The organism is Pleionea sp. CnH1-48 (assembly GCF_024124665.1).
Taxonomy (GTDB): Bacteria; Pseudomonadota; Gammaproteobacteria; order Enterobacterales; family Kangiellaceae; genus JAMXSB01.
Map to the genome: position 1 here is coordinate 154,722 of NZ_JAMXSB010000011.1, position 22,784 is coordinate 177,505.

Sequence of the window (22,784 nt, forward strand, 5' to 3'; positions counted from 1 at the left end):
TACAACCTTATACCGTCACTAAATCATTTCTTCGCCGACACCACCCAGAACAATCTCACCGGCATCCGCCATACGTCGGGCAACAGTAAGAATTTCTTTTTGTGCGGTTTCAACTTCACTGACTTTAACAGGGCCCATCGCATCAAGATCGTCACGCAATAGCTCTGCTGCTCGTTTAGACATATTGGCCAGAATTTTATCTTTAATACCTTCATCAGCCCCTTTCAATGCCATGAGTAAAGTATCGGTCGATATTTCTCTGAGCAGCGCTTGAATGCCGCGATCATCAACATCAGATAAGTTATCGAATACAAACATCAAGTCTTGAATTTGCTGTCCGAGATCTTCATCAACTTCTTTAATGTTTTCCATTAGCTGGCTTTCGACGCTGGTATCCAGGAAGTTCATTATGTCTGCAATCTTACGTACACCACCAATCTGAGCAGCTTTAGACGTTGTACTACCAGAGAATTGTTTTTCCATAATGGTATTCAGTTCTTGTAATGCAGCGGGCTGAATACTTTCTAGTGCCGAGATTCTGAGCGCCAGATCAACCCGAACATTATCAGCAAACTGTCCCAGAATTTCGGCCGACTGATCAGGGTCTAAATAGGACAATACAATGGATTGGATTTGCGGATGTTCATAACGAATAATGTCGGCCACAGCACGAGGGTCCATCCACTTTAAGGTATCCAGCCCTTTGGTGTTAGCGCCCAATAAAATACGGTCAATCAATGCATCGGCCTTATCGTCGCCGAGTGCTGATTTTAAGGTACGACGAATATATTCTTCGGTACCAATCCCGATGCCCGTTTGACCTTCCACTTGCTGCAAAAAGATATCTAACACATCTTCTACGTCGTCTTTTTCGACATTATTTAATGATGCCATCGACAAGCCAATGCGTTGAACTTCTTTCGGCCCCATGTGCTTGAGCACTTCGGCGGCGTTTTCTTCTCCCATCGACAGCAGTAAGATGGCCGCTTTGTCGGTGCCCGAAAAGCTCTTTCTCTCTCCGTCAGCAGGTTTATTTTCGTCATCACTCATCTTCGTCTACCCAACTTTTTATCAGCTGTGCAACCATGGTCGGATCTTGAGCCACTACGGCTTTCGCCTGCTCAATTTTGCGTGAACCTTCCAAACTGGGGCCTGGCAATTGCAGGCTTTCTTCACCGCCACCGGTCAACGACAATTGTTCATCGGCCATCACATCAATATCGTCCAGACTCTCTTCTGGCTCTGCTGTTGGAATCACCTCGGGTGCTGTCGTCAAGTTACGCATGACGGGCTTTAAAACACCAAAGATGAGCAATAAACCTAACAGTAAAGCAGTAATAGGCTTCCACAACGCCTGAAACAAGGGTTGTTCGTAAAATTGCAGCGGCGCTACTTCTATCGGCTCAGGACGCACGAAAGGAAAACTCTCAACTTCGACCCGATCACCTCTTCCTACATTATAGCCAATAACCCCCTGTATCAGACGGGTGATGTTATTAATAATGGCCTGTTCGCGAGGAATGCGTTGAGTGGGGTCTGTCGGGCTATCGACAAAATCAACACCTACCGAAACAGACACTTTTCGTACCACGCCTATCTGGTTGCGAGTGTGACTGATGGTAGTGTCGAGATCATAGTTGCGCTCTGATTCCAGACGACGATTTTGGCTACCATTACCTTCTGTTGAATTAGTGTTATCACTGGTTAAGGTTTCAGGGATCGTTGAGGCCGCAGGAGGCTGATTCGATAAAGCACCGGGTATGCCCGTTGCTCGTCCGGCGTTGCTGGTATCTTCTAAGGTGCGTTCGCTGCGTACCGCTGGAACTTCTGGATTAAACAACTGCTGTGTTTGCTCGGTTTTAGAGAAGTCCATATCCACATTAACCTGCACCGTATAGTTACCTTCTCCCAAAATAGGCAACAGTATCTGGTCGATTTTCTCTTGTAATTCCTGTTGGCGTTCACGTTGCATTTTAAGTTCGCGTGTTGTTTCACGCTCTTCTTTGCTGCGACTGCCAGAATGTAACAAACGTCCGAACTGATCGGTAATGGTTACTTTCTCAGGCTCCAGATTAGCGACACTGCCGGTGACCAGATCAACGATTGCCCGAATTTGCTCATCTTCTAATGTACGACGGCTAAATAGATTAAGTAAGACAGACGCACTGGGCTTGCGTTTGTTTTTAAGAAAAGCGGACTCTTTGGGGATGGCTAGATGAACTTTTGCAGAACGCACACCACGAAACTCTTCAATTGTGCGCGCTAATTTTAGTTCGGCACTGCGTTGTAAACGTGCGGTTTCTAAACGTTGCGAAACGCCAAAGCCGGATTCTTTGTTGAGTAAAGAGTCACTACGATCAGGATTAATTTCGAGTCCCTGCATCGAAATTTCGAGTTGCACCTTTTGAAAGTCTTCACTACGAATTGAAATAATGCCTCTTTCATCCAAACGGTGAGGAATATTTTGCGCCTTCAACATGTTGACGATTTCTACGGTGGTTGCCGCATCCGTCAAGGCCAGGGGTGTCATTTCTTCTTCCGTTCCCCACAACACTATGAAAACACCTAACGCAACACTGGCGGCAATACCAATCATTAATCCCAGCTGTTTAAACAAGCTGAGATTAGTCATGCCAGGTAATAAGGTTCGCGGCGTTTTAGAGTCTTCTCCGCTATCGTCTACACTGGCCAGGTCTGTTGACGCTGTTGCTTCTGCCACCGTCTATCCTCACTTATATTGGCATGTTCATGATGTCTTGATAGGCAGACACCACACGATTTCTTACTTGAACAACGGCGTCAAAAGCGACACCTGATTTTTGCGACGCAATCATGGCTTTTACCAGACTGACACCACCGTCTCCGGCTTCTATTTGGCGCGCTGCCTGACTGGATTCTTTCTGCAGTTCATTAACCTGATTAATGGCTTTTGACAACGCCTGAGTAAAATCGCCACCAGACTCAACTTTGCCAGTCGGTTGCGCTGGACTTTGCTGTGCCACATCAGACAAACGACGCATGTGGGCTAGAATTTGTTCGGGAGTAATTTGATTCATAATAATGACCTCAATCGATTGTCATAACTCTATGCGGGTATGTCGTAACCCATTTCTCTCATGCGTGCTAACTTGTAACGCAATGTTCTGGGGCTGATGCCAAGCTCATCGGCTACGTCTTTTTTTCTGCCCGTACGTTTTAGTGCATCAATAATTAATTGATACTCGTGATGACGTACACCATCACCTAAAGATGCTTGTGCAGATTCAGATTCTTCTTTTTCAACACTGGTTTGATGGGTTGTTTCAAACATTAAGTGTTCGGGTAACAAAGTGTCATCGTTACATAAAATCAAACACCGCTGCATCACATTATCCAGCTCGCGAACATTGCCAGGCCAGCTATAAGAAATCAGTTTAGAACGTGCAGCAACTGACAACTCAGGCATCTTGCGTCCGTTCTGTTTGGCATATTTATTTAATAGCATTTCGGCAATGGGAATAATGTCACCGGAACGCTCAGCAAGCCCCAAACAACGTAAAGGAAAAACGTTGAGTCGGTAATAAAGATCTTCACGAAAACGCTTTTGTTGTACTTCCTGCATCAGGTCACGATTGGTGGTAGCAATAATACGCACATCCAGTTCTATCGACTTTCTAGCACCCAGACGTTCAACTTCGCGCTCCTGAATAACTCGTAACAGTTTTGCCTGGAGGGCCAGATCCATTTCTGAAATTTCGTCTAACAATAAAGTGCCGTTTTGTGCTTGCTCAAACTTTCCTGGGCAGCTTTGATGAGCTCCAGTATAAGCACCTTTCTCGTAACCAAACAAAGTGGCTTCAAGCATATTTTCAGGGATAGCCGCACAGTTGATAGCAATAAAAGGATGTTCACTGCGCTGTGACTGTTGATGAATGTAGCGCGCCATCACTTCTTTACCCGCTCCACTGGGTCCATTTAATAGAACGGTTGAATCGGTTTGAGCAATTTTTTCTGCCAACCCATAAAGAGACTGACTTTGCTCATCACAAATAACAGGCTGATCGCAAGCGGTGTCTTGATGAGACTGATATTGCTCGATGACTTTTAATAATGAAGTGGGTTCAAAAGGCTTTTGCAAAAACTCATTGGCACCTTCTTGCATGGCTGCAACCGCTGTATCAATAGTGCCGTACGCCGTCATTAAAATAAAAGGCGTACGTTGATTTTTATTGCGCACATATTTTAATAAGTCACGTCCGTTTTTTTCTCCAAGATGGATATCGCTGACCACCATATCAGGTTCTGACTTCCCCCAGCAGGCGATAGCCGACTCAACACATTCAGCAGAGACAACATCATAACCAGAAACTTCCAGAGTATCCGAGAGCGCCTCACGTAAACCGTTGTCATCTTCGACGACTAACACTTTTGCTTTATTCATAATACAACAACCTCTCTCGTTTACTCGGCAGATAACGCTTGAATGCAAGGCAAGGTTACAGTAAACCGAGTGCCCTTATTGGCTTCTGAATCTACATCGACCTTGCCATCATGGGCGATAACAACCCCTTGTAATACGGGCAGTCCCAAACCAGTGCCACCGGACTTGGTCGTAAAAAAAGGCTCAAAGATCTGTGCTTTGACGGATTCAGAAATACCGATGCCATTATCTTCAACTTGAATCGTCAGCCAGTCATTAGCTACCGAAAATCGAACAACCACCTTCGCTTTTTCGGCCAGAACCTCGGTTGCCTGACAAGCATTATCGATTAAATTCATAACCGCACTTTTCACGGACTCTTCATTTACAAAAATTCGATAGTGACTGGTAACATCTAGCTCGACATCTACATCAACATTCATCTGTTTGACATGTTGAATGATACTTTCTACAAACTTTTCGACATCACACCAAGATTTTTGTAAACCTCCACTGCGAGCAAACTGCAACATGTCACTCACATGCTGCTCCAGGTGGTGCAAACAGCCTAATAAGCGTTGGCCAAATTTTTGACGAGTTGTGTTGGTTAAATCTTCACGACTTAAATTTGCGCCATATAAGAGTGCCGAAGACAAAGGCGTGCGAATTTGATGAGCCAGTGAGGCCATCATCTTTCCAATGCTGGATAAACGCTTGTCCTGATTGAGCTTGTCTTGCAGTTTGCGGGTTTCTGTTAGATCGGTGATAACAACCAACTGACCAGGCTCATAATCCAATGCTCGAGTTTCAATACGAACCCGGCGTCCGTCTTTTAATGAAATCTCATGCCCATCATCCGAGCGAGGCGAAAAGGCCCGCTGAATGATGTTCATCCATTTTTCCCCCAATAATGGACGGCCTAATAAATCCACAGCCACCGCATTGCAATCTTGTACACATCCCTGTTCATCAAGCACCACCACACCAGCGGGTAAGATAGACAATAGACTGGAAAGCTTTTGCGCCAACCTTTCTTTTTCTTGCAACTGCAGTTGTTTGTTGCGAACTTCGCTGGCTAGTCGATCAGCCAGGTTTTCTACCTGTCCTTCCAGGGACTGATAAGAATGCACAAAAGATTCTGATAATCGATTAAAATGCGCGAAGGCATCCTGCATCTGCTCCAGATCCAAACGTTGGCTGTCGATCTTAGGAAGACCTTCATTATGTTCACTGATTATCGAAGACTGTGCTGACATTGGTTTGACTCTCCTCACCAGAACCCGTCAAAAAAATCGCAAATACTGACTCTGGTAAGAATTAACGCAAACATTATGCCACTATCGCATTTCTTTTTGTTTTCATTAAGTTAGAGAGGGAGGTAAAAAGCATCGTCAAATTTACGACGTTTTATTAAGGTAGTTTAGTGAGTATTCAGTGATTAATAAGAATGAACTAAAACAATAAACATACGTACAACTTAATCTAAAGCTGGGGTTATTTTCTTTTTAGCCATCAATGATGGAGAACACAAAAGGTCTTTGTTTAATTTAGCATGGCCTTATACTTCTTCATTTTTTCAACCAGTGTCGTACGGCGCATACCTAAACGCTGTGCCGCTTTGGCAACGACACCCGAACTCTCGTCCAGCGCTTGTCGTATGTAATCCACTTCTAGTTTTGCCATAAACTCTTTGAGATTCAGCCCCTCTTTGGGCAAATTAAACGACTCAACAGTCGTTGCCGACACCTCTTCGGTTTCATCAGGCTGAGACTCGTTGGCTTCAATATGTTGAACCAGAGCGGGCGACTCATAAGCTTGAATACCATCACCATACTGATATTTTTCTGGCAGGTCGTTAATATCCACCACCCCATAGGGAAACAGAATACATAAACGCTCTACCAGATTAGCCAGCTCTCGAACATTACCCGCCCAATCGTGTCGCATTAATGAAGCAATGGCACCCGCACTAAGACGCACCGACCCTCGGTCGTGCTTCTCGAGACGAGTAATGAGCTCATTAATAAGCAATGGAACATCGTCTTGTCGCTCTCTTAACGCTGGCATCTCGATGGGGAAGACATTAAGTCGATAAAATAGATCTTCACGGAAATTTCCTGCGGCCACTTCTTTATCCAGATTGCGATGAGTCGCAGCGATAATACGAACATCGGCCTCAATGGTGCGGTTGCTGCCCACACGCTCAAAACATTTTTCTTGCAACACACGCAGCAGCTTTACCTGCATAGCCAGAGGCATATCGCCTATTTCGTCCAAAAACAGCGTGCCGCCTTGTGCCAGCTCAAAACGCCCCTGCCGCGCACTGAGTGCGCCAGTAAAAGCTCCCTTTTCGTGACCGAAGAGTTCGCTTTCTAACAAATCTCCAGGAATCGCCCCGCAATTAACAGGAACAAAAGGTTTATCGGAACGTTCGGAAAGATAATGAATATTGCGAGCCGCGACTTCTTTTCCGGTACCCGACTCACCAAGAATTAATACATTCGCTTCGGTGTTCGCCACCTGCTCGATCAATTTTCTCACATCTTGAATCGCCTGACTGCTACCTATCATGCTACGAAACAGTTCCAGCGGCTTTTGACCATCTTCCATCACATGCCGATTGCCACGGCACTCCTGGCAGGCATGCAACACTTCCAATAACGAATTATAGCGAGGTGGATTTTCAATTCGTCCAACAATCTGGGTCTGAAGGTCGTTGGGCAGATCACCGGAATAGCTGATATCACCGGTAAGCAGTATAGGCAGAGTTTTTGATACCGCCTGAATCTCGCTGATCAGCTCAGACAGTGAAGAATAATGCTGGTGAGTACCAATGGCTATCGCCAGCAGATGCTCGGGTTGTTGGCAGGCTTGCTGCCAGTTCTCAGAGGTAGCAGAGAGGCATTCCTCGCCAATGAATTCTAAAATCACTTGAATATCATGAAGGTGATCGTGATCATCATCGATCAATAATATTTTTAGCTCTGACAGCACATAACACCCCGATTCCAATGCTAAAAAAAGGTATTGTTCTTATTGTTAAATGTCAGTAGCACATCTACAGCTTAGAGCTCCTTTAGCTGTCTCGTCGCTTTATCAGAGTTTACTGACCGTCCCATCTAATAAATAGGCTGATAATGTTTTTCTGTCAATTTTTTGGCAATAAAAAGACGCTCTTTAAATTGCAGAAACTAACTCACTGAAACATTGTATTTTTTGGGCTTTATTACCCACAACCTTGTCGTGTCTAAATATACCCGTCGCCTTTCAAGGTGCAGTGGTGTTGGCTGCGCGCACTCACCCCAATCACTTAGTCTGTCTAAGCTCAGGGGATTCGCTTGCTGGCCGCCTACCTGCACTTTGAAATACTTTGGGTATATCACACAGCGATGATCAACTTTTAAACACCACTAAGGTCATTTACTTATCGAAGATCAACAATAGTCCATACTTGGTTATAAGAAAAACATTTAAAAGAATAAATACTTATTAATAAACTCAATAAAACATTCTAGTTTTATCCTACATCTTCATAACAATAACAAGGCTGCACAAAATTAAGCACGATAAGCGGGAAAATAACTTGTCGATGGTGAGGATGATAGTTGGTGATAGTGAGTGAGATTATGAATTCGCCCACCTAAATAAGCTATTCGTTCTGCATTGCACCAGCCTTTTTTAAAACGCCCCAGTCCATCATTAGCATTTTCTTTCACACCACTGCTTCCTCCCAGGTCAAGAAATTGGATGCTTTGCTTTTGGTAATAGTCAATGGCCGCACTAAATAAAGCGTAAGAGGAGTTTTCTTTGTAGCCCTGATCTGCGTGAGCCCCTAAATGATAATAAATACGTTCATCGATTTTAGTAAACAGCAGCATGCCAACAATATGCTTTTGTACTCTGGCGACAAAGACATCACACAAAAGAAGCTGTTGCTTCAATGCGCCATCAGAAAAGTCCGCAACACCAACGATAGAGTGTCGCAACTTTAATTGGCGATAAAGCTCGAGCCAGGCGGTAGATACAGCTTCCGGCAGGTCGCTACCAACAGCATGCAGTTCGACCGTTATGTTTTTCTGAGCTTTGCTAACATTACGGCGATGATGACGCGCCAAAACCATAGGCTGCTCAAAGTCGATGACGTAGTGACGTTTAAAAGGAATAAAGCTGTGATTAAAAATTTGCTGGGCTTCTTTATCAGAAGGTTGCTTAAGAGGGTCCACAACTGCGACAAAACTGACAAGATCTTCAGGAGCATCATTTACATCGGCCACCATAGCAGACCAGTTACGGCAACAGAGCAATGGATAAGGAGCGCTCCAGTCTACAAAATGGGAGCTATCAATAGCGCGTTCAATTACATAAGTGCTGGCATTGGGCAGCGCCACCGGCTGGCCAATGTGCGCTAAAGTTTGTGCATATTGATGACCTTGATACATCTTATGCTCGTCGCTCTATTCCACCAGCTCTGCTATACCAAAACCACTTTTACCGAATCCATTGCCGTTATAAAACATCAGATAACGGCCATCGACTTTTAGTAACGCAGGGTAAGCGGTCATTTGCGAATCCCAACCTTGTTCCGAAGGCCCCAGGTCAGGTGGATCAGGTAAGCGCTCCCATTGCATTCCGTCTTGAGAAGTCGCCTGCCCTATGGCATAAGCGTTTTGTCCTTCGCGAAAGCCTCGACTACCACGATGACAGTAATACATGGTCAAACCCTGATCAGTTTCTATGATCCAGGGTCTGGCAAGTGCTTCTTCTGGATAGTCTGGCTGCAAACAACTGTGATTAGGTCGTTGCCAAAGTGTGCCGCAAGAGGATTGAGCCAATTTGATGTCATAGAGCATTTCTGGCGTGTCATTTATATCCACCCATCCAGTGCCAGAGGTGTAATACATACGCCATTCTTGTTGATAGTGATGGACAAAAGGCGAAGTAAATAAAAAACACTCATGAGGTGTTCGATCAACAACGGGCCCTGGATACAAACGCTTAAAGGTTTCTGAGGCATGATCATACTCGGCAACACCTATCGCATAGCTTAATGGCACCGTCACCTTGGGCGTAATGCCAACAAAATACATTAACCAGCGGCCATTGACTTCAACCATGCAACTGGGTGCGACCCCTCTATCATCAAACCCACCACAGGGTCCGAGATCAAGTGCAGGCTTTTGTGAAATACCTAAGACTTTATCGGGTTGCTGTCGATCCAGATCAACAAACCCTATGCGACTCATATTCTGTGCATTTCTTGTCATAATAAACACACGAATACGATCATCCATTAAAAATGGTGTCGGTAACTGAGCATGAGAAACCATCCAGTTATTTTCGTTTTCAACGCTGTAGATACACCCCAGTTTATTCCATTTCACAATTGCCACCCCATCTGCCAAAAGTCGACTTGATACCAGTGCTTACGTAAATAAGCTTCTTCTTCAAGTCCGATATGTTCATAAAACCGTTTGCTGTTTTTATCGGGAACGGTCAGTTTAATTTTATGTGCTCCTAACTCGCGATACTCTTCGGCCGCACGAAGCATCAGTTGCTTGCCGATACTTCGTCCACGAGCCGACTTATCAACGACTAGCCAAATCACAGTGGCGACGCCACTCTCATGAGGAGTCCCCAAAAGCGCACCCAAAACCTGCCCTTGTTCATGATAGACCAGAGATACCTGTTGTTTTTGGTGAACCCAGTGCGTAAGCTTGTCTTGATCCCAGCTCTGTATGTAATCTTTTCTTGCCGTTTCATTAAGCGCGCCAAGATCTTGTTGAATCATCTCTACCAATAATTTGTGAACATCCTTAATATGATGCAGAGAAAAAGTCTCAACCATGATTAGCCTCTTTATAAACGTAAACGGTATATTCGTACAATCCGTAATCCTGACGCATTATAAAATGCGGTGATATATTTTTTCTCAACCAAAAGCCTAGCTCATCACAAGACACATGAAACAGGTCGGGACGACACCAGTCCACCTGATTGCTCATAACGTTAAAAGCGACGCCTTGTCTTGATGCTTTAAAACAGGCAGAGATCATGGCTTTAGCAAACTGCATCATATCGTCATAAGACAAAGACAACTTCTCAGTTAACACGCCATTCATAACGCATACATCCACACTGTTATCGGCCAAAGGTTGTTGCAAAATATCTTGCTGCCAAAATAACGACTCATCCCATCGCTGGTGGGCAGCGGCGATCATTTTCTCAGAGATATCCAGCCCTCGGTACTGCCAGCCCTGCGCTGGCTCATACTGTTTAACAAAGTCATAAAACAAACCAGCTCCGCAACCAACATCCAACAAACTTCCAGGCTTAAAATATTGAAGTAAATCAGCCATAACCTGAAAGCGCACATTTAAACTCTCTTCGCTTGGCCAGTCCATCCCTTTTGCTGATGCGCCATGACGTTGTAAACATTCTTCATAATGTTGGGCCAGTACTCGATAATCCATTAACTTGAACCCGAATAATAAGGAGGGAAAAATTGAGAGGGTTTGGCCTTAGAACAGAGCTTATCAAATACGGGTTGATTATGAACTTGCTTCAATACATTGCAACGCACTTCTGTGCCTCCCATGCTCTTTTTAAAACGGGCTAATCCATCGTCTTCGCTGATGCCTCCACCGAGGTTTAATGACACTATGCCCCTCTTTGCCAACTCACACATGCCATGCCACAATAATCCACGGCTATGTGTTTTGCCTTCTTCAGAAAAGCTCGCAACAAAATAGTCCGCCCTGTTATTGGCAACGATAAATACATTGGCCGCCACAAGTTTGTTATTTTCCCAGATGCAGAACACCCAGGTGGTATCCAATTCGATAAGACGCTTTAACGACTCTAATATATGAAAGTATATATGGCCTGCCTGCTTCTGCTCTAAATTATGGCGATATAGTTGCAGCAGTTCAGGTAATGCTTTGCGCTTATTATCACAAACCAATAGGTTCATCTGTTCCCACTTGCGCACCTCGTAACGAGAAGTTTTACTTAACTGAGCAAACATCTCATCAACTTTCGAGCTAAGAGTGACTTTATAAATAGTGCGATAGTGATCGCTGGCTTCATTAAAAGGCTCACTCTCTGGCCCCTGTACCAGATAACTGCAAACCGAGTTTTGTTCAATCGCATAATCATTGAATTGCGATAATGCGTTATCCAATCCATAACCACACAGGCCAGACCAACCATAAGGAGAGTACCAATCTTTATGGCCCTGATAAGAACGTTCTAAAACAGGACAAACCCAATATGATTGGTCATCCGAGTATTTAATTAAGGCAATATCAGAATACAAAGCAGAGAGATAATCTGGGCAAAATCCCGGTCCGGTTGTGAGCGGATGCAAAGCTTGAAGCCAGCGTTGTCGTTCGCTGGCCAAAATCCATTCTATATGACTTAGTGACGATTGAGCCACGGCAACTGCCATTCGTTTGGTTGAGTAAACACACCATGTTCAGGTCGCAATCGTTTCGATAGTTGAGGATGCAATACCGAGTCAACTAAGGCCTGACTATTGCGGTTATTGAGGTCAATGTGTGTCTCAAACCAGAACCAGAAGTGAGCGATCTCAAGACGAAAAGGAACATGTTGATTGTTTTCGGCAGCCCACTGCAAATTATTCATCAGCATTTTGCCTTCAACCACGGCTGCCCAGATAAATTCATTAATATATAAGGTCTGATCAACCTCATCAGAATCATCCCATAGAAAACGGACGCCCTCTTCAACACTACTATCAATCACAAAGTTAAAGTGTTTTTGATTCCACTCAACAACGAACCTGACTCTCACATCAAACACAATATCTTCCTGATAGATCCATTGCTGCAGATAAGCGATATGTGTTCGTGTTCTTTGCTCCAGATCATCAAGAGAGCTGCTGTCGATCCACTGTTCCAGTTGGCTAATCTTAGATTGATAATGTGCTTTCACTTCCTTTATATGATCAAGGTAGTGACTCCAATCAATAGGAGGATGATTTTTTGTAATGCCAGACTCTGGCGTCCACTCATCCGATGGATACATTAAAACTAATTCAACCCCGCCCCCACGTTCGTGAGTTTCAACATACTCTTTAAATTCTAACGGCGTCGCTCGGTTAGACCAGTTACAGTGCCACATGCGATCACTTAGCCAGGCGAAGTCACCCGCAAAAGGCGCGATACGTTTTATATCAAGATACTCCAACACATTGCGTTGCTGTATCCAACTGGTGCGACGTTCTTTTACTGCGGCTTTCATTTCTTCAATCGGCATTCGGTAACAACCAGGGAACATGGAAACCCCGGCGTATTGAATAAAAGCAATGTCTATTTGACCAAACTGTTTATCGACCTGTTCATAAAGTGCTTTATCAGAAGGACAATCATTCATATTAAGCAGCTTATAATTGTCTTGCTCGAGTACGAAGCCAGAGTTTTCCCAATCCCACCACTTGGTCTCGCAAGCAGGTAACAAAGTAAATACACTGCCTTCGCCCAGATCCAGCGACTGCCAGGGCTTTATCTTTTTGATATTATAGAAGCCCATCTCGCGCAGTGTGCGCTCCATGGTTTGTGCTCTGAGTCCTGGCTTACAGGTATACTCCGCCAACAGAATGCAGGTGTCTCTTGGGATCAAATCAATCGATGGTATATGGAAATGATCTTCATGTGGGTGAGAAAAGTACACATAGTCCAGTTGCCTATAAACCTCTTCGGGAGGCATGACTGCCGCAGGAAATTTCCAGGTAGTAAAATTATAAACGGGTTCATTAAGAATCCATGGATCGCATACCAAACTGCCAAACTTGCCTTCTATTCTTAGACAAGCATGCGAAACAAAGGTGACCTTTAGCGATTCGCTCATTACCGCATCCCTCATTGAGTTCAATTGAATGTGTCACTTTTTACCGCTAAGAGGAAAAGCTTTTCCTCACTCTGTTCTTTTGGCCACGTATTTATCGTTAGAGTTTATTTGTGACTTTATCACCACAATTTGCCATCGACGGCCACAAGCGGCAAGCCTTATCCGCAAATTAATCTCGGGCGAAAAAAAGGGGCTATTGCTAGCCCCCTACCGTACGACGATTTTGAAGGAACTTCCTGCGAATTTCTCAGGTTACACAGGAATATACCCTCTCGAAGAGTCAAATCATACGAATGTTCTCAGCAAACGTATGATCATTCACTTCGTGTGAGCCAAACATAACTGTTCTCAGCAATTACGGACTCGATTTTACTTCGCGAAAGTAATTACCACCTCAAAGGTTCAGGAGATCTACAAATCTTTTTCCCCTTTTTCGGTAGCAATCAATACACAGCAATCACTGTGCCAACTTTCAAAACTGATAAAGCTGAACTTCTTTAACCAGGCAAAAAAATCGCTTTGAGATAAAAATTTAAAAATATTCTCACATTGCGCCCCTTATTGGCCGATAACCCTATATAAGGAAGCAATAAAGTGACCGACTTGATGATTCGCTTTACAAGATCGTACTCACACAATATCGCACAGTACTTACGTCAAAAAGCTGGCGCTTGACCCGTGGTATAAGTTTTGCTTCACTCTTAATTAACGTCAAAAAACCGATTACTGCTTGCAAATCAAAGTTATACCCAAAGTATTTCAAGGTGCAGGTAGGCGGCCAGTAAGCGAGTCCCTTGAGCTTAGATATCCTAAGTGATTGGGGGGAGTGCGCGCAGCCAACACCGCTGCACCTTGAAAGGCGACGGGTATATAAGTAATCGGACAAATCTTGATGTCTGACGCAACTGGCTTAAAAGCGTTCAAGAAACTAAACGCTTGAGGAAATTTATAATGAAGGTCGATATCCGCAATGAATCATCACTTCTTATATGGAAACATTTACGCCATGCCAGCCAAGAAATAAAACGCGAGACACTACACCAGCTTTTTCAAAAAACACCCAAGCGTGCAGATATCTTTCATATTCGTCATCAAAACTTGTTACTAGATTACTCAAAGCAGAAAGTTAACTTGAACGTTATGCAGCGACTGTCACAGTTAGCAAAGAACAGCCGAGTCATCAGTGCATTCGACAACATGATGAGCGGCGCTGTTGTGAATCAAAGTGAAGGACGTTCTGCACTGCATACGGCTCTGAGGCTTCCGCAAGGTCAAAAGCTCGTAGTAAAGGGTGAAGATATCACACAAAAAGTTCATACGACTCTGCATGCGATGGAATTGATCGTCCATAAGCTCCATGCAGGCTATTGGCGAGGATGTACAGGCGAACCTATTACCGACGTAGTTAACATTGGTGTCGGTGGTTCTGATCTTGGCCCCTTCTTCGCCTGTCAGGCATTGCATGAGTTTGTCCCAGAGAACGCTCAGCATTTGCAGGTTCACTTTGTATCCAGCATGGATGGCATCCATATAGACCGTCTGTTGAAAAAACTCAATCCCGCTACAACCTTGTTTATTGTTGCTTCAAAATCCTTTAAAACTCCCGATACACTCGGCAATGCCAAGATTGCCAAAGCCTGGTTACACTCTCTTGATAGTGAATATCATGAACGTATGAAGCATCATTTTATTGGCGTGTCTTCTAGTGCTGAACGAATGACAGAGTTTGGAATCCAACATCAGCTGCCAGTTTTTGATTGGGTTGGTGGTCGTTTTTCACTTTGGTCTGCCATTGGGTTGCCCATCGCAATAAAGCTTGGGATGAAACATTTTCGTGAGCTGCTTGCAGGCGCTCACGCCATTGACCAACATGTTATCAATGCGCCCATTGCTAACAATATTCCTTTAACAATGGGCTTGATTGCTGTGTGGAACGCTTCGTTTTTAGATATACACGCGCACACGATTTTGCCCTACGATGAACGCATGCGACATCTTCCCGGTTATCTTTCGCAACTAGAAATGGAAAGTAACGGCAAAGCGGTAACCCATGACGGGCAAATAGTTGCCAGTCAAACCAGTCCTATTGTTTGGGGAAATGTTGGAGCTAATGCCCAACATGCTTATTTTCAGCTGTTGCATCAAGGCACTCACTACGTTTCTAGCGATTTTATAGCGCCCATTAGTCGTTATGAAAACGCCACAGATATCACCGAGCAACAACGCGCTTTGCAAGAGCAAGAGAAGTTGATGCTCGCAAACTGTATTACTCAGAGTCGCTTACTGGCTTTTGGCGACCAAATAAAGGATGGAGACTCGACACCCCACTTAAAATATCGCGGCGACCAACCTTCTTCAACTTTGCTTATGGATCGTTTAACGCCCTACAACTTAGGTTCTCTACTAGCAATCTACGAGCATAAAGTATTTGTTATGGCCACGCTGTGGAATATCAATCCTTTTGATCAATGGGGTGTTGAAATGGGCAAGCGCATGGCTCAGTCAATGCTGGCAGACATTCAGAATCCACAAGACAGCCAGCAGTCTCACTATGATAGTTCATCCGCTTTATTACTGAATGCAGTAAAAAAACAAAATCATTATGGATCATCCAATCAATCATAAAAAAATACTGATCACAGGTGGGTGCGGCTTTATTGGCTCAAACCTGGTGCGTTATCTACTCGCTCACTACCCCGACGTTCATATTATCAATTTGGACAAATTAACCTACGCAGGAGCATTTAATGTTCAGCTTGATGCACTTAGACATGAGCGTTATCGTCATTGTCAGGTGGATATTTGCGATGCACCTTCTTTAACTCAAATAGTTCAGGAGTTTCAACCTGATTGTGTCATGCATTTGGCTGCGGAGAGTCATGTAGATCGCTCTATTGACGGGGCAAGTCCTTTTATCACCACCAATATTGTCGGTACTTTTCAGCTTCTGGAAGTGATGAGAGACTATTGGCAAACATTAGACACCAACCAACAACAAAGTTTTCGCTTTCTTCATGTTAGCACCGACGAAGTTTACGGTGATGCCGAAAATATCAGTAATGCTTTTACCGAGGCCACAGCCTACAAACCCAGCTCTCCTTATTCGGCCAGCAAAGGGGCATCCGATCATCTGGTGTATGCCTGGTATAGAACTTATGACTTGCCAGTGGTCATTACTCACTGCTCTAACAACTATGGTCCGTTTCAGCATCCTGAAAAACTATTGCCCAAATTAATATCTAACGCGACACAGACCTTACCATTGACTATCTATGGCAATGGTCAACAAATAAGAGATTGGCTGTATGTTGATGATCACGTAACTGCACTACTCACCGTCCTAACTCACGGAAAAATTGGAGAGCACTATAATATCGGTGCAGATGAATGTATTACCAATCTCGAAATGGCTCACCTGATTTGTCAGCTGCTGGAAGAAAAAATGCCCCTCGCTCAAGGCCAACGCCAGCCGTTTAGAGATTTGATCACTCATGTTAAGGACCGACCTGGCCATGATCTTTGCTATGCAATCAATAGCCAGAAGCTTCGTCAACTGGGCTGGAAAGCTCATTACTCTCTAAAACAAGGTTTAACACAAACCATAGATTGGTACCTTCAACAACAGAGCAAGATAACCTCCATACTCAAAGAGGAACATCAATGAAAGGAATAATACTCGCAGGTGGTTCTGGAACGCGACTGCATCCGATAACAAAAGGCATCAATAAACATCTTTTGCCTTTGTATGATAAGCCTATGATTTATTATCCGTTGTCTATTCTTATGCTCGCTGGTATTCGAGACATTCTAATCATCACCTCCCCCGAGTCCTATGAAGAATTTCACCGTTTACTGGACGATGGACATCAACTGGGCATTCAATTGCAATACGCCACTCAACCTAAGCCTGAAGGATTAGCGCAAGCTTTCACCATTGGGGAAGACTTTATCGGCAACGACAGTGTAAGTTTGGTATTAGGTGACAACCTGTTTTTTGGTCAAGGCTTCAGCCCTTTGCTACACAATGTCTGTCAAGAAAATGAAGGCGCCACCGTTTTCGCTTATCCAGTTAACACGCCAGAAAACTTTGGTGTGGTTACCTTTGATGAGCATTTCAATGCCGTATCCATAGAAGAAAAACCTCAAAACCCCACATCAAACTATGCAGTCACCGGACTCTACTTTTACGACAATCAAGTAGTGGACTTTGCCAAAGAAGTGAAACCATCGGCTCGAGGCGAATTAGAAATTACCAGTATTAATCAAATGTATCTGGAACACCAACGACTGAAAGTGAAGTTACTAGGTCGTGGCTTTGCCTGGCTGGATGCAGGAACTCATGATAGCTTGATGGAAGCTGGTCAGTTTATCCAAACACTAGAAAAAAGGCAGGGACTAAAAGTTGCCTGTCTGGAAGAGATAGCCTGGCGTAATCAATGGCTGAGTGACCAACAACTGGAACAGCAGGCAGATGCGTTACAAGCGAGCTCTTATGGACAATACTTGAAAAAGATACTCAACGAGTCTCGTTAAAGCTTTTTATTTCCAAAAAAAATAAAGCCTAAAGTGACTTTCGAATAAATAAGGTATCACTCGCCGAAAAAGCCACTTCAAAATTCATCGACGCCAAGAGTTCATCTCCTGCTCTCTGTGGACCATCACCAAATGCCCAGACATAATCGTCCAAGAGTATCCATCCTCCGGGCATAACATAAGGAGCCCAGGTTTCGATATCCAAACACACCTGATCGTAACGATGGTTGCCATCAATATGGAGTAACGCAATATGGCCAGAAACAGAAACCGGCTCTAACTGTTCACTGCGTAAATATCCGTTATCAATGGCCTGTCGATAAACATCAACGGCATCTTTTGAAATGTCTCGAATATAACCAATATTATTTAGCAAAGAGACACTGGCAATAAACCCCCAGTAAACTTTTTCGAAATCAATCACGTCATCATCTTGAGAAAACTCATCGTTGAGAATTTCGGCCTGCGCTCCTTGAGTTTCTATCTTGGCATTCTCCCAAGGATCAACACAAATCACGTTACCTATTTGATAACGTGCAGCCAGCCAGGCCATGGCATACGCAGAACGCCCATAAAAGGCACCGACTTCGACAATATCTCCTTGCGGTAATATGCGAGACATCTGCGTTAATACCGTCAATTTAGAAACATCACACTGGCCAGGTATATCAATAAATTGTTTATGAAGTGCGGCATACTGACCTTTTGATAAAGTAGGTTTTACAGCCGCCTCTTCGATATCGGGCAAAGCTTGGGCAAAAGATTCATTCACACATTGCTCAGCCCATTCATAACCGGGCACAAACAAAGACCATTCTGCATAATGAGGGTTGGGCCGACATAAATGAAAGTGAATAAAATCTGGATCTTGCTCTAGCTTTTTTAGGTGACTCCATATCCCACAATGAGGCGTATAAATATGGGTGATGTCATAGACTTTGATTTTTTCTTCCAACACTTCAATAAAATGATCTTCGGTAATAAATGGCAAGTGAAAGAAATCATCCAATGAATGTTGCCCAGCATTTTCCATTACAGAACTGGAACCCGCGACATAACATTGCATACTGCGAGCACACTTAACTATATTGGCCGCGATATCAATATCCAGAGGAAACACCAGTAATCGAACACCATCACCCACTGAAGCAGCGGTGCCTTGAAACGTGGGCTGGGTGCTTACTAAAGTCATAGCAGGTTCCTTAATCACAGGATTCGGTTACAAGAAGCGGAGCCTCAGCCACTTGCGGACGAATAATGGTTTCTCCACTGTCCATAATGGCATCATGGTGCTGCCACGCCCAATCAACTGCGTTCAAAAATCCATTGATAGATTTGTCTTCGGTCACCATGAGTCGTTCTTGTGGTTTCTGTTGGATCAACGATTGACTGATCTGATAACGCGCTTCATCATCTTCGGCCAGGCGAATCACCGACTGACACCAACTCTCAATATCCGAACAACACAGCCAGTCGGGTAACTCAAAGTGATCATAAATAATCATATCGGCACGGGAATGAATTTCATTGCCGAGAAAATACACTTTAGGAATTCCCAGACGTGTCAGATCGACATTGGTGTTACTACCAGCAAATGGAAAAGTTCCTACAGCCATATCCGTGAGGCTAAGCACATGGAGATACTGGTTGTACATTAAACGAGGCACTACCTGGGCATTGGGCAGCCACTGAGAAATATTCAAAGAGGCTTCGTAATAGCCAACTTCTTTTTCGTAGGTAAAAAACAACCACTCGATTGGACGTTTACACTGTTGATTGATCATTTGGCATGCGGCTAAAAACGGCACCCCTATCTTAAAGCTGATACTGTTAACGGCAATACGAACCACATCGGGACTTTTTCGTGGCTCTGGCAGTGGCAGTTTTTCGCCCGGCGGAGGCATCATGGTTTCGGTGCCGCCTTCTATCAGTAGTATTTTTTCGGTGTAGCACGCTGGGTCACCTACCAAAGATTCTTCTGACAACATATAATCAATGGCATCACTGACGGATGAAGCAGGATGTCCTGGTGCCATAATTTGGATGGGAGCAAAACGCACAGAAACCAAAGCGACGGTCCATGCCGCTAAGCCGATACTGGGATAAAAGACAACATCTGGCTGTTCTTTTGCAATCAACTGCACTACATCATTTAATGAGTTTTCTTCTAATGAAAAAGTTCGGGCGGCATCAAAGAGTTCTTTGCCTTTATCATCTACAGAGCTCTCCATTGCCACTAATACCACTTCGTATTTTTCTTTAATCTGTCGAATATAGTCGGCATAGCATCGATACACCGAGTGGCCAGAGCTAAAGGCTTCAGCTATCACGACCATTTTGGGTCGCTCTTTGTTCACGTCTACACGGTTCACTACGGGTACGACAACTTTCCCATCTTCCAGTCGGTTTTTCATCAACTGATTCATGTGAAATTTAAAGACATGCTTGTCTTCACGCTGCGCATAACTGCATAACATCCAGGCCGTGGCGAACTGAGATAAGAAAGGATCGGGTAACTTAGCGCCAGAACTCATTAGCGGCCCTAAGCTCAAAAGTTGTTCTCGGCCTACATAAGCCGCTTCGTTCATAACCACTCGAGTCGTCAGTAGAGCTAAAATGGCCACTATGGCTACATTTTTATCCATGGCCTCTAATTCATGAATAAAAGCTTCGTCGACATCTTCTAGACGAGTGAACAGCAAGCGTTTATGAAGATTGGAGGCGTCCTTCTTGGACTGATTCTCGAATAACTTTTTAGTGTGTTCTAAACCGACCTGAGTTCCGGCAAAGCCACTGATAGAAAACAACGAGGTAATGGTGCTTTTATGTATCGATAGCGCCACATAATTGTCATAAGACAAATGCATATTTCGACGGCAAATCAATGCCATAAACGCACTGCATATTCGGGTTGCATGCATCACGACTAAACTCTGCTCACCAAATAAAGCACTGGGATCGTTAAGACGCTCGTCATCTTCAATTTGACAAAGCAGAGCAATGAGCGTTTTTAATGCCGTTTTTTCATCTTTTTGATAGACAGCAAATTCTAGCTCATCAACACTAAGTTTTTGCTCAGGCATGTGAAGCTACTCCCTTTAATGGTGTTAACTCACCAATGGCTTGCATCACCCTATCAACCTCCTGCTCTGTTAAATAAAGATGATAAGGAAATCCTAATAAGTATTGTGACATTCGATCAACAACCGCCAATCCATCTTGCCCAGGTTCTGTTGCTAACTCAGATTTTGACAATATCGCAGGATGGCAATGAAGCGCAGGATAATACCAACGCCGAGTTTCGATGGATTGCCGCTGCAACTGTGACTGTACAAAGTCGGCTTCGCACTCAAGCAACAAGACCTCGACACCCGGGGTAAAGTGCTCGGCACCAGGTTGAGAGCTGATCCCAGACCAATGATTGATTCGTTCCATATACCAACGATGACACTCACGGTAGCCTTGATAAAGCTCAGGCCAGCGAGCAAGTTGTGCTAGCCCTACCGCTGCATGATATTCACTTAATTTGGCGTTAAAGCCAGTTTCTTGAGAAGCTCCCTGATGCAAACCAAAGTTGCTGCACTTGTGTATCGCTTCAATAAAGTCAGGTTGACGCGAAAACACCCCTCCTCCTTCACCAATCCCCAAGAGCTTAGTCGCATGAAAACTCACTACAAGGTTACTGCGCTGACCAACCTTTTGTTCCGCGAAAGCTGCCGCGGCATCAATGACCACAGGGATCTGAGTGTCTTCAACAAAATCATCCCAGGGCTTTGTCTCTACCGGAATACCAAAGGTAGCAACGGGCAGTACCGCAGCGATAGGTCGTTGGTTCGCCACCTTTTTTGCCATATCAGGCGTTAACTGCCAGCTGTCGGCATCAATATCACAAATAACGGGCACCAACCCTACTCGCAAAACCGCCAGTGCAGAAGCCACAAAAGTCAGCGCAGGAACCAACACATAAGAACCCGGTGCCAGTTTTAACGCCATCAAGGCCAACTCAAGCGCTGCCGTGCCAGAACTGACCACTTCACCATGTACAGGAGGAAGCTCTGGGTTTCGTGACGATAGCTGAGCAATCACGGCTTGTTTAAACTCGCTATACAAAGGCCCCTGATTACTGTACCAACGAGTCTCCGCCATCCGATTTAAATAAGGCAGTAGCTCATCAGGCGCCGGTAAACTCGGAACCAGACAGGCAATGGCTTGCTCTTGATCCAATGGTTTCATCGATTATCTCTTTATTAACCTTTCTATACCCGTCGCCTTTCAAGGTGCAGCGATGCTGTTCAAGTTGCAGCGCTACGCGCACCTTGAAATACTTTGGGTATGTATTGAGCGTTCATATCTACCGGACTAAAAATACCTCTAGTTATCGTAAAGTAGGCTATCGACCAACAAGTTATCTAGATACATTCGCAAATTTAATGCCAGAAGTAAGTATCGCGGCAATGGCACTCACTGCACTTGTTTATCCACTTAATAGCTAAAGTCTTTCAGAGTGCAGCCGACATCACTGCACTTTGAAAGGCGACGGGTGTAAGTTAATTCATAAATACCTAGCTTTATTATAGTCTGAACTAAAACATCTCTGTTATCGATTAGAGACTGTTGATCCTTGACTGACTTTTTCTCTTGTAAGCCGTTGCAAAGCTCTTACTTACCTTTTGTGAGCGGCATAAATTTACCTCCTCAATACAGAGTTTGCCGCTTTTAGAAAAAATAAGAAAAAAATCTGTGTTTTTTCTAAAGTCAAAAAATCCTGCGCCGATAGTGTGAGTAAGTCAGAAACAACTCAACTATCTGACCTCACTTCGGATGGATTGCTCAGGGTCCGCCGTAACTTGCAAATTGAAATAAAAACAATTCGATATTTGCAACTGTTCGAAAGAAATATTCTCAGTATTGCCTTTCGTATTACCAATATTTAGTGCTTGAACACCGCTGTAATTCAGCGATTGAACAGTATTAAGGAGTAACG

At 44.2% G+C, this 22,784-nt stretch carries 18 protein-coding genes; 3 read left to right on the forward strand and 15 right to left on the reverse strand.

The annotated features are described in order from the left end of the window. Nucleotides 1-18 precede the first annotated feature (18 nt). The 12 genes from fliG to NH399_RS17805 all read right to left on the reverse strand — a co-directional run bounded on the left by fliG (nt 19) and on the right by NH399_RS17805 (nt 13,267). Entirely contained in the window at nt 19-1,050 is a 1,032-nt protein-coding gene (gene fliG / locus NH399_RS17750) for a flagellar motor switch protein FliG (protein WP_253042479.1), read from the reverse strand. Further along, nucleotides 1,043-2,719: a flagellar basal-body MS-ring/collar protein FliF gene (gene fliF / locus NH399_RS17755; RefSeq protein WP_253042481.1), complete on the reverse strand. Its 1,677-nt coding sequence runs from the start codon at nt 2,717-2,719 to the stop codon at nt 1,043-1,045. Before fliF ends, fliG begins: the two co-directional genes overlap by 8 nt. 13 nt (nt 2,720-2,732) lie before the next feature. Further along, a complete protein-coding gene (gene fliE, locus NH399_RS17760) occupies nt 2,733-3,056 on the reverse strand; it encodes a flagellar hook-basal body complex protein FliE (RefSeq protein ID WP_253042483.1) in 324 nt (107 codons plus the stop codon). 29 nt (nt 3,057-3,085) lie between these two features. Next, the gene (locus tag NH399_RS17765; RefSeq protein ID WP_253042485.1) at nt 3,086-4,420 is read right to left on the reverse strand and encodes a sigma-54 dependent transcriptional regulator; all 1,335 of its coding nucleotides are present in this window, start codon (nt 4,418-4,420) and stop codon (nt 3,086-3,088) included. Nucleotides 4,421-4,440: 20 nt separating this feature from the next. Then, nucleotides 4,441-5,655, reverse strand: a complete 1,215-nt coding sequence (locus NH399_RS17770; RefSeq protein WP_253042487.1) for a PAS domain-containing sensor histidine kinase — start codon at nt 5,653-5,655, stop codon at nt 4,441-4,443. 286 nt (nt 5,656-5,941) lie between these two features. After that, nucleotides 5,942-7,393 carry a sigma 54-interacting transcriptional regulator gene (locus NH399_RS17775; RefSeq protein ID WP_253042488.1) on the reverse strand — a complete coding sequence of 484 codons (1,452 nt, stop codon included), beginning with the start codon at nt 7,391-7,393 and terminating at the stop codon, nt 5,942-5,944. A 563-nt stretch (nt 7,394-7,956) separates the two neighbouring features. After that, nucleotides 7,957-8,838 carry a GNAT family N-acetyltransferase gene (locus NH399_RS17780; protein ID WP_253042490.1) on the reverse strand — a complete coding sequence of 294 codons (882 nt, stop codon included), beginning with the start codon at nt 8,836-8,838 and terminating at the stop codon, nt 7,957-7,959. Nucleotides 8,839-8,853: 15 nt separating this feature from the next. Beyond that, on the reverse strand, nt 8,854-9,780 hold the full coding sequence (locus tag NH399_RS17785; RefSeq protein ID WP_253042492.1) for a hypothetical protein: 927 nt from the start codon (nt 9,778-9,780) through the stop codon (nt 8,854-8,856). Further along, the gene (locus NH399_RS17790; protein ID WP_253042494.1) at nt 9,777-10,244 is read right to left on the reverse strand and encodes a GNAT family N-acetyltransferase; all 468 of its coding nucleotides are present in this window, start codon (nt 10,242-10,244) and stop codon (nt 9,777-9,779) included. Before NH399_RS17790 ends, NH399_RS17785 begins: the two co-directional genes overlap by 4 nt. Beyond that, entirely contained in the window at nt 10,237-10,869 is a 633-nt protein-coding gene (locus tag NH399_RS17795) for a bifunctional 2-polyprenyl-6-hydroxyphenol methylase/3-demethylubiquinol 3-O-methyltransferase UbiG (protein WP_253042496.1), read from the reverse strand. Before NH399_RS17795 ends, NH399_RS17790 begins: the two co-directional genes overlap by 8 nt. After that, entirely contained in the window at nt 10,869-11,846 is a 978-nt protein-coding gene (locus NH399_RS17800; protein ID WP_253042498.1) for a GNAT family N-acetyltransferase, read from the reverse strand. Before NH399_RS17800 ends, NH399_RS17795 begins: the two co-directional genes overlap by 1 nt. After that, complete coding sequence (locus NH399_RS17805) at nt 11,816-13,267, reverse strand: MBL fold metallo-hydrolase (protein ID WP_253042500.1); 1,452 nt, start codon at nt 13,265-13,267, stop codon at nt 11,816-11,818. Before NH399_RS17805 ends, NH399_RS17800 begins: the two co-directional genes overlap by 31 nt. Before the next feature lie 951 nt (nt 13,268-14,218). On the opposite strand from NH399_RS17805, the gene pgi reads away from it, so the two are divergent. The 3 genes from pgi to rfbA are packed head-to-tail and all read left to right on the forward strand — an operon-like array spanning nt 14,219 to nt 17,800. Beyond that, on the forward strand, nt 14,219-15,892 hold the full coding sequence (gene pgi, locus NH399_RS17810) for a glucose-6-phosphate isomerase (protein ID WP_253042502.1): 1,674 nt from the start codon (nt 14,219-14,221) through the stop codon (nt 15,890-15,892). Then, the gene (gene rfbB / locus NH399_RS17815) at nt 15,870-16,931 is read left to right on the forward strand and encodes a dTDP-glucose 4,6-dehydratase (RefSeq protein ID WP_253042504.1); all 1,062 of its coding nucleotides are present in this window, start codon (nt 15,870-15,872) and stop codon (nt 16,929-16,931) included. The genes pgi and rfbB overlap by 23 nt, the downstream gene beginning before the upstream one ends. Beyond that, nucleotides 16,928-17,800: a glucose-1-phosphate thymidylyltransferase RfbA gene (gene rfbA / locus NH399_RS17820; RefSeq protein WP_253042506.1), complete on the forward strand. Its 873-nt coding sequence runs from the start codon at nt 16,928-16,930 to the stop codon at nt 17,798-17,800. Before rfbB ends, rfbA begins: the two co-directional genes overlap by 4 nt. Nucleotides 17,801-17,828: 28 nt before the next feature. Here the strand turns inward: rfbA and NH399_RS17825 are convergent, their stop codons facing one another. Genes NH399_RS17825 through NH399_RS17835 form a run of 3 tightly spaced genes read right to left on the reverse strand, consistent with a single transcriptional unit; the run spans nt 17,829 to nt 22,033 of the window. Continuing rightward, nucleotides 17,829-18,992, reverse strand: coding sequence for a class I SAM-dependent methyltransferase (locus NH399_RS17825; protein ID WP_253042508.1), 1,164 nt, complete (start codon nt 18,990-18,992; stop codon nt 17,829-17,831). A gap of 10 nt (nt 18,993-19,002) precedes the next feature. Next, complete coding sequence (locus tag NH399_RS17830; protein ID WP_253042510.1) at nt 19,003-20,883, reverse strand: hypothetical protein; 1,881 nt, start codon at nt 20,881-20,883, stop codon at nt 19,003-19,005. Further along, nucleotides 20,876-22,033, reverse strand: coding sequence for a DegT/DnrJ/EryC1/StrS aminotransferase family protein (locus tag NH399_RS17835; protein WP_253042512.1), 1,158 nt, complete (start codon nt 22,031-22,033; stop codon nt 20,876-20,878). The genes NH399_RS17830 and NH399_RS17835 overlap by 8 nt, the downstream gene beginning before the upstream one ends. Between the last annotated feature and the right edge of the window lie 751 nt (nt 22,034-22,784).

What these genes read in the sequence shown, in the direction of transcription:
- rfbB (WP_253042504.1), top strand. Translation starts at nt 15,870, where the DNA reads ATGGATCATCCAATCAATCATAAAAAAATACTGATCACAGGTGGGTGC.
- NH399_RS17770 (WP_253042487.1), bottom strand. Translation starts at nt 5,655, where the DNA reads ATGTCAGCACAGTCTTCGATAATCAGTGAACATAATGAAGGTCTTCCT.
- NH399_RS17790 (WP_253042494.1), bottom strand. Translation starts at nt 10,244, where the DNA reads ATGGTTGAGACTTTTTCTCTGCATCATATTAAGGATGTTCACAAATTA.
- rfbA (WP_253042506.1), top strand. Translation starts at nt 16,928, where the DNA reads ATGAAAGGAATAATACTCGCAGGTGGTTCTGGAACGCGACTGCATCCG.
- NH399_RS17765 (WP_253042485.1), bottom strand. Translation starts at nt 4,420, where the DNA reads ATGAATAAAGCAAAAGTGTTAGTCGTCGAAGATGACAACGGTTTACGT.
- NH399_RS17825 (WP_253042508.1), bottom strand. Translation starts at nt 18,992, where the DNA reads ATGACTTTAGTAAGCACCCAGCCCACGTTTCAAGGCACCGCTGCTTCA.
- pgi (WP_253042502.1), top strand. Translation starts at nt 14,219, where the DNA reads ATGAAGGTCGATATCCGCAATGAATCATCACTTCTTATATGGAAACAT.
- NH399_RS17800 (WP_253042498.1), bottom strand. Translation starts at nt 11,846, where the DNA reads ATGGCAGTTGCCGTGGCTCAATCGTCACTAAGTCATATAGAATGGATT.
- NH399_RS17830 (WP_253042510.1), bottom strand. Translation starts at nt 20,883, where the DNA reads ATGCCTGAGCAAAAACTTAGTGTTGATGAGCTAGAATTTGCTGTCTAT.
- NH399_RS17780 (WP_253042490.1), bottom strand. Translation starts at nt 8,838, where the DNA reads ATGTATCAAGGTCATCAATATGCACAAACTTTAGCGCACATTGGCCAG.
- NH399_RS17805 (WP_253042500.1), bottom strand. Translation starts at nt 13,267, where the DNA reads ATGAGCGAATCGCTAAAGGTCACCTTTGTTTCGCATGCTTGTCTAAGA.
- NH399_RS17795 (WP_253042496.1), bottom strand. Translation starts at nt 10,869, where the DNA reads ATGGATTATCGAGTACTGGCCCAACATTATGAAGAATGTTTACAACGT.
- fliE (WP_253042483.1), bottom strand. Translation starts at nt 3,056, where the DNA reads ATGAATCAAATTACTCCCGAACAAATTCTAGCCCACATGCGTCGTTTG.
- NH399_RS17835 (WP_253042512.1), bottom strand. Translation starts at nt 22,033, where the DNA reads ATGAAACCATTGGATCAAGAGCAAGCCATTGCCTGTCTGGTTCCGAGT.
- fliG (WP_253042479.1), bottom strand. Translation starts at nt 1,050, where the DNA reads ATGAGTGATGACGAAAATAAACCTGCTGACGGAGAGAGAAAGAGCTTT.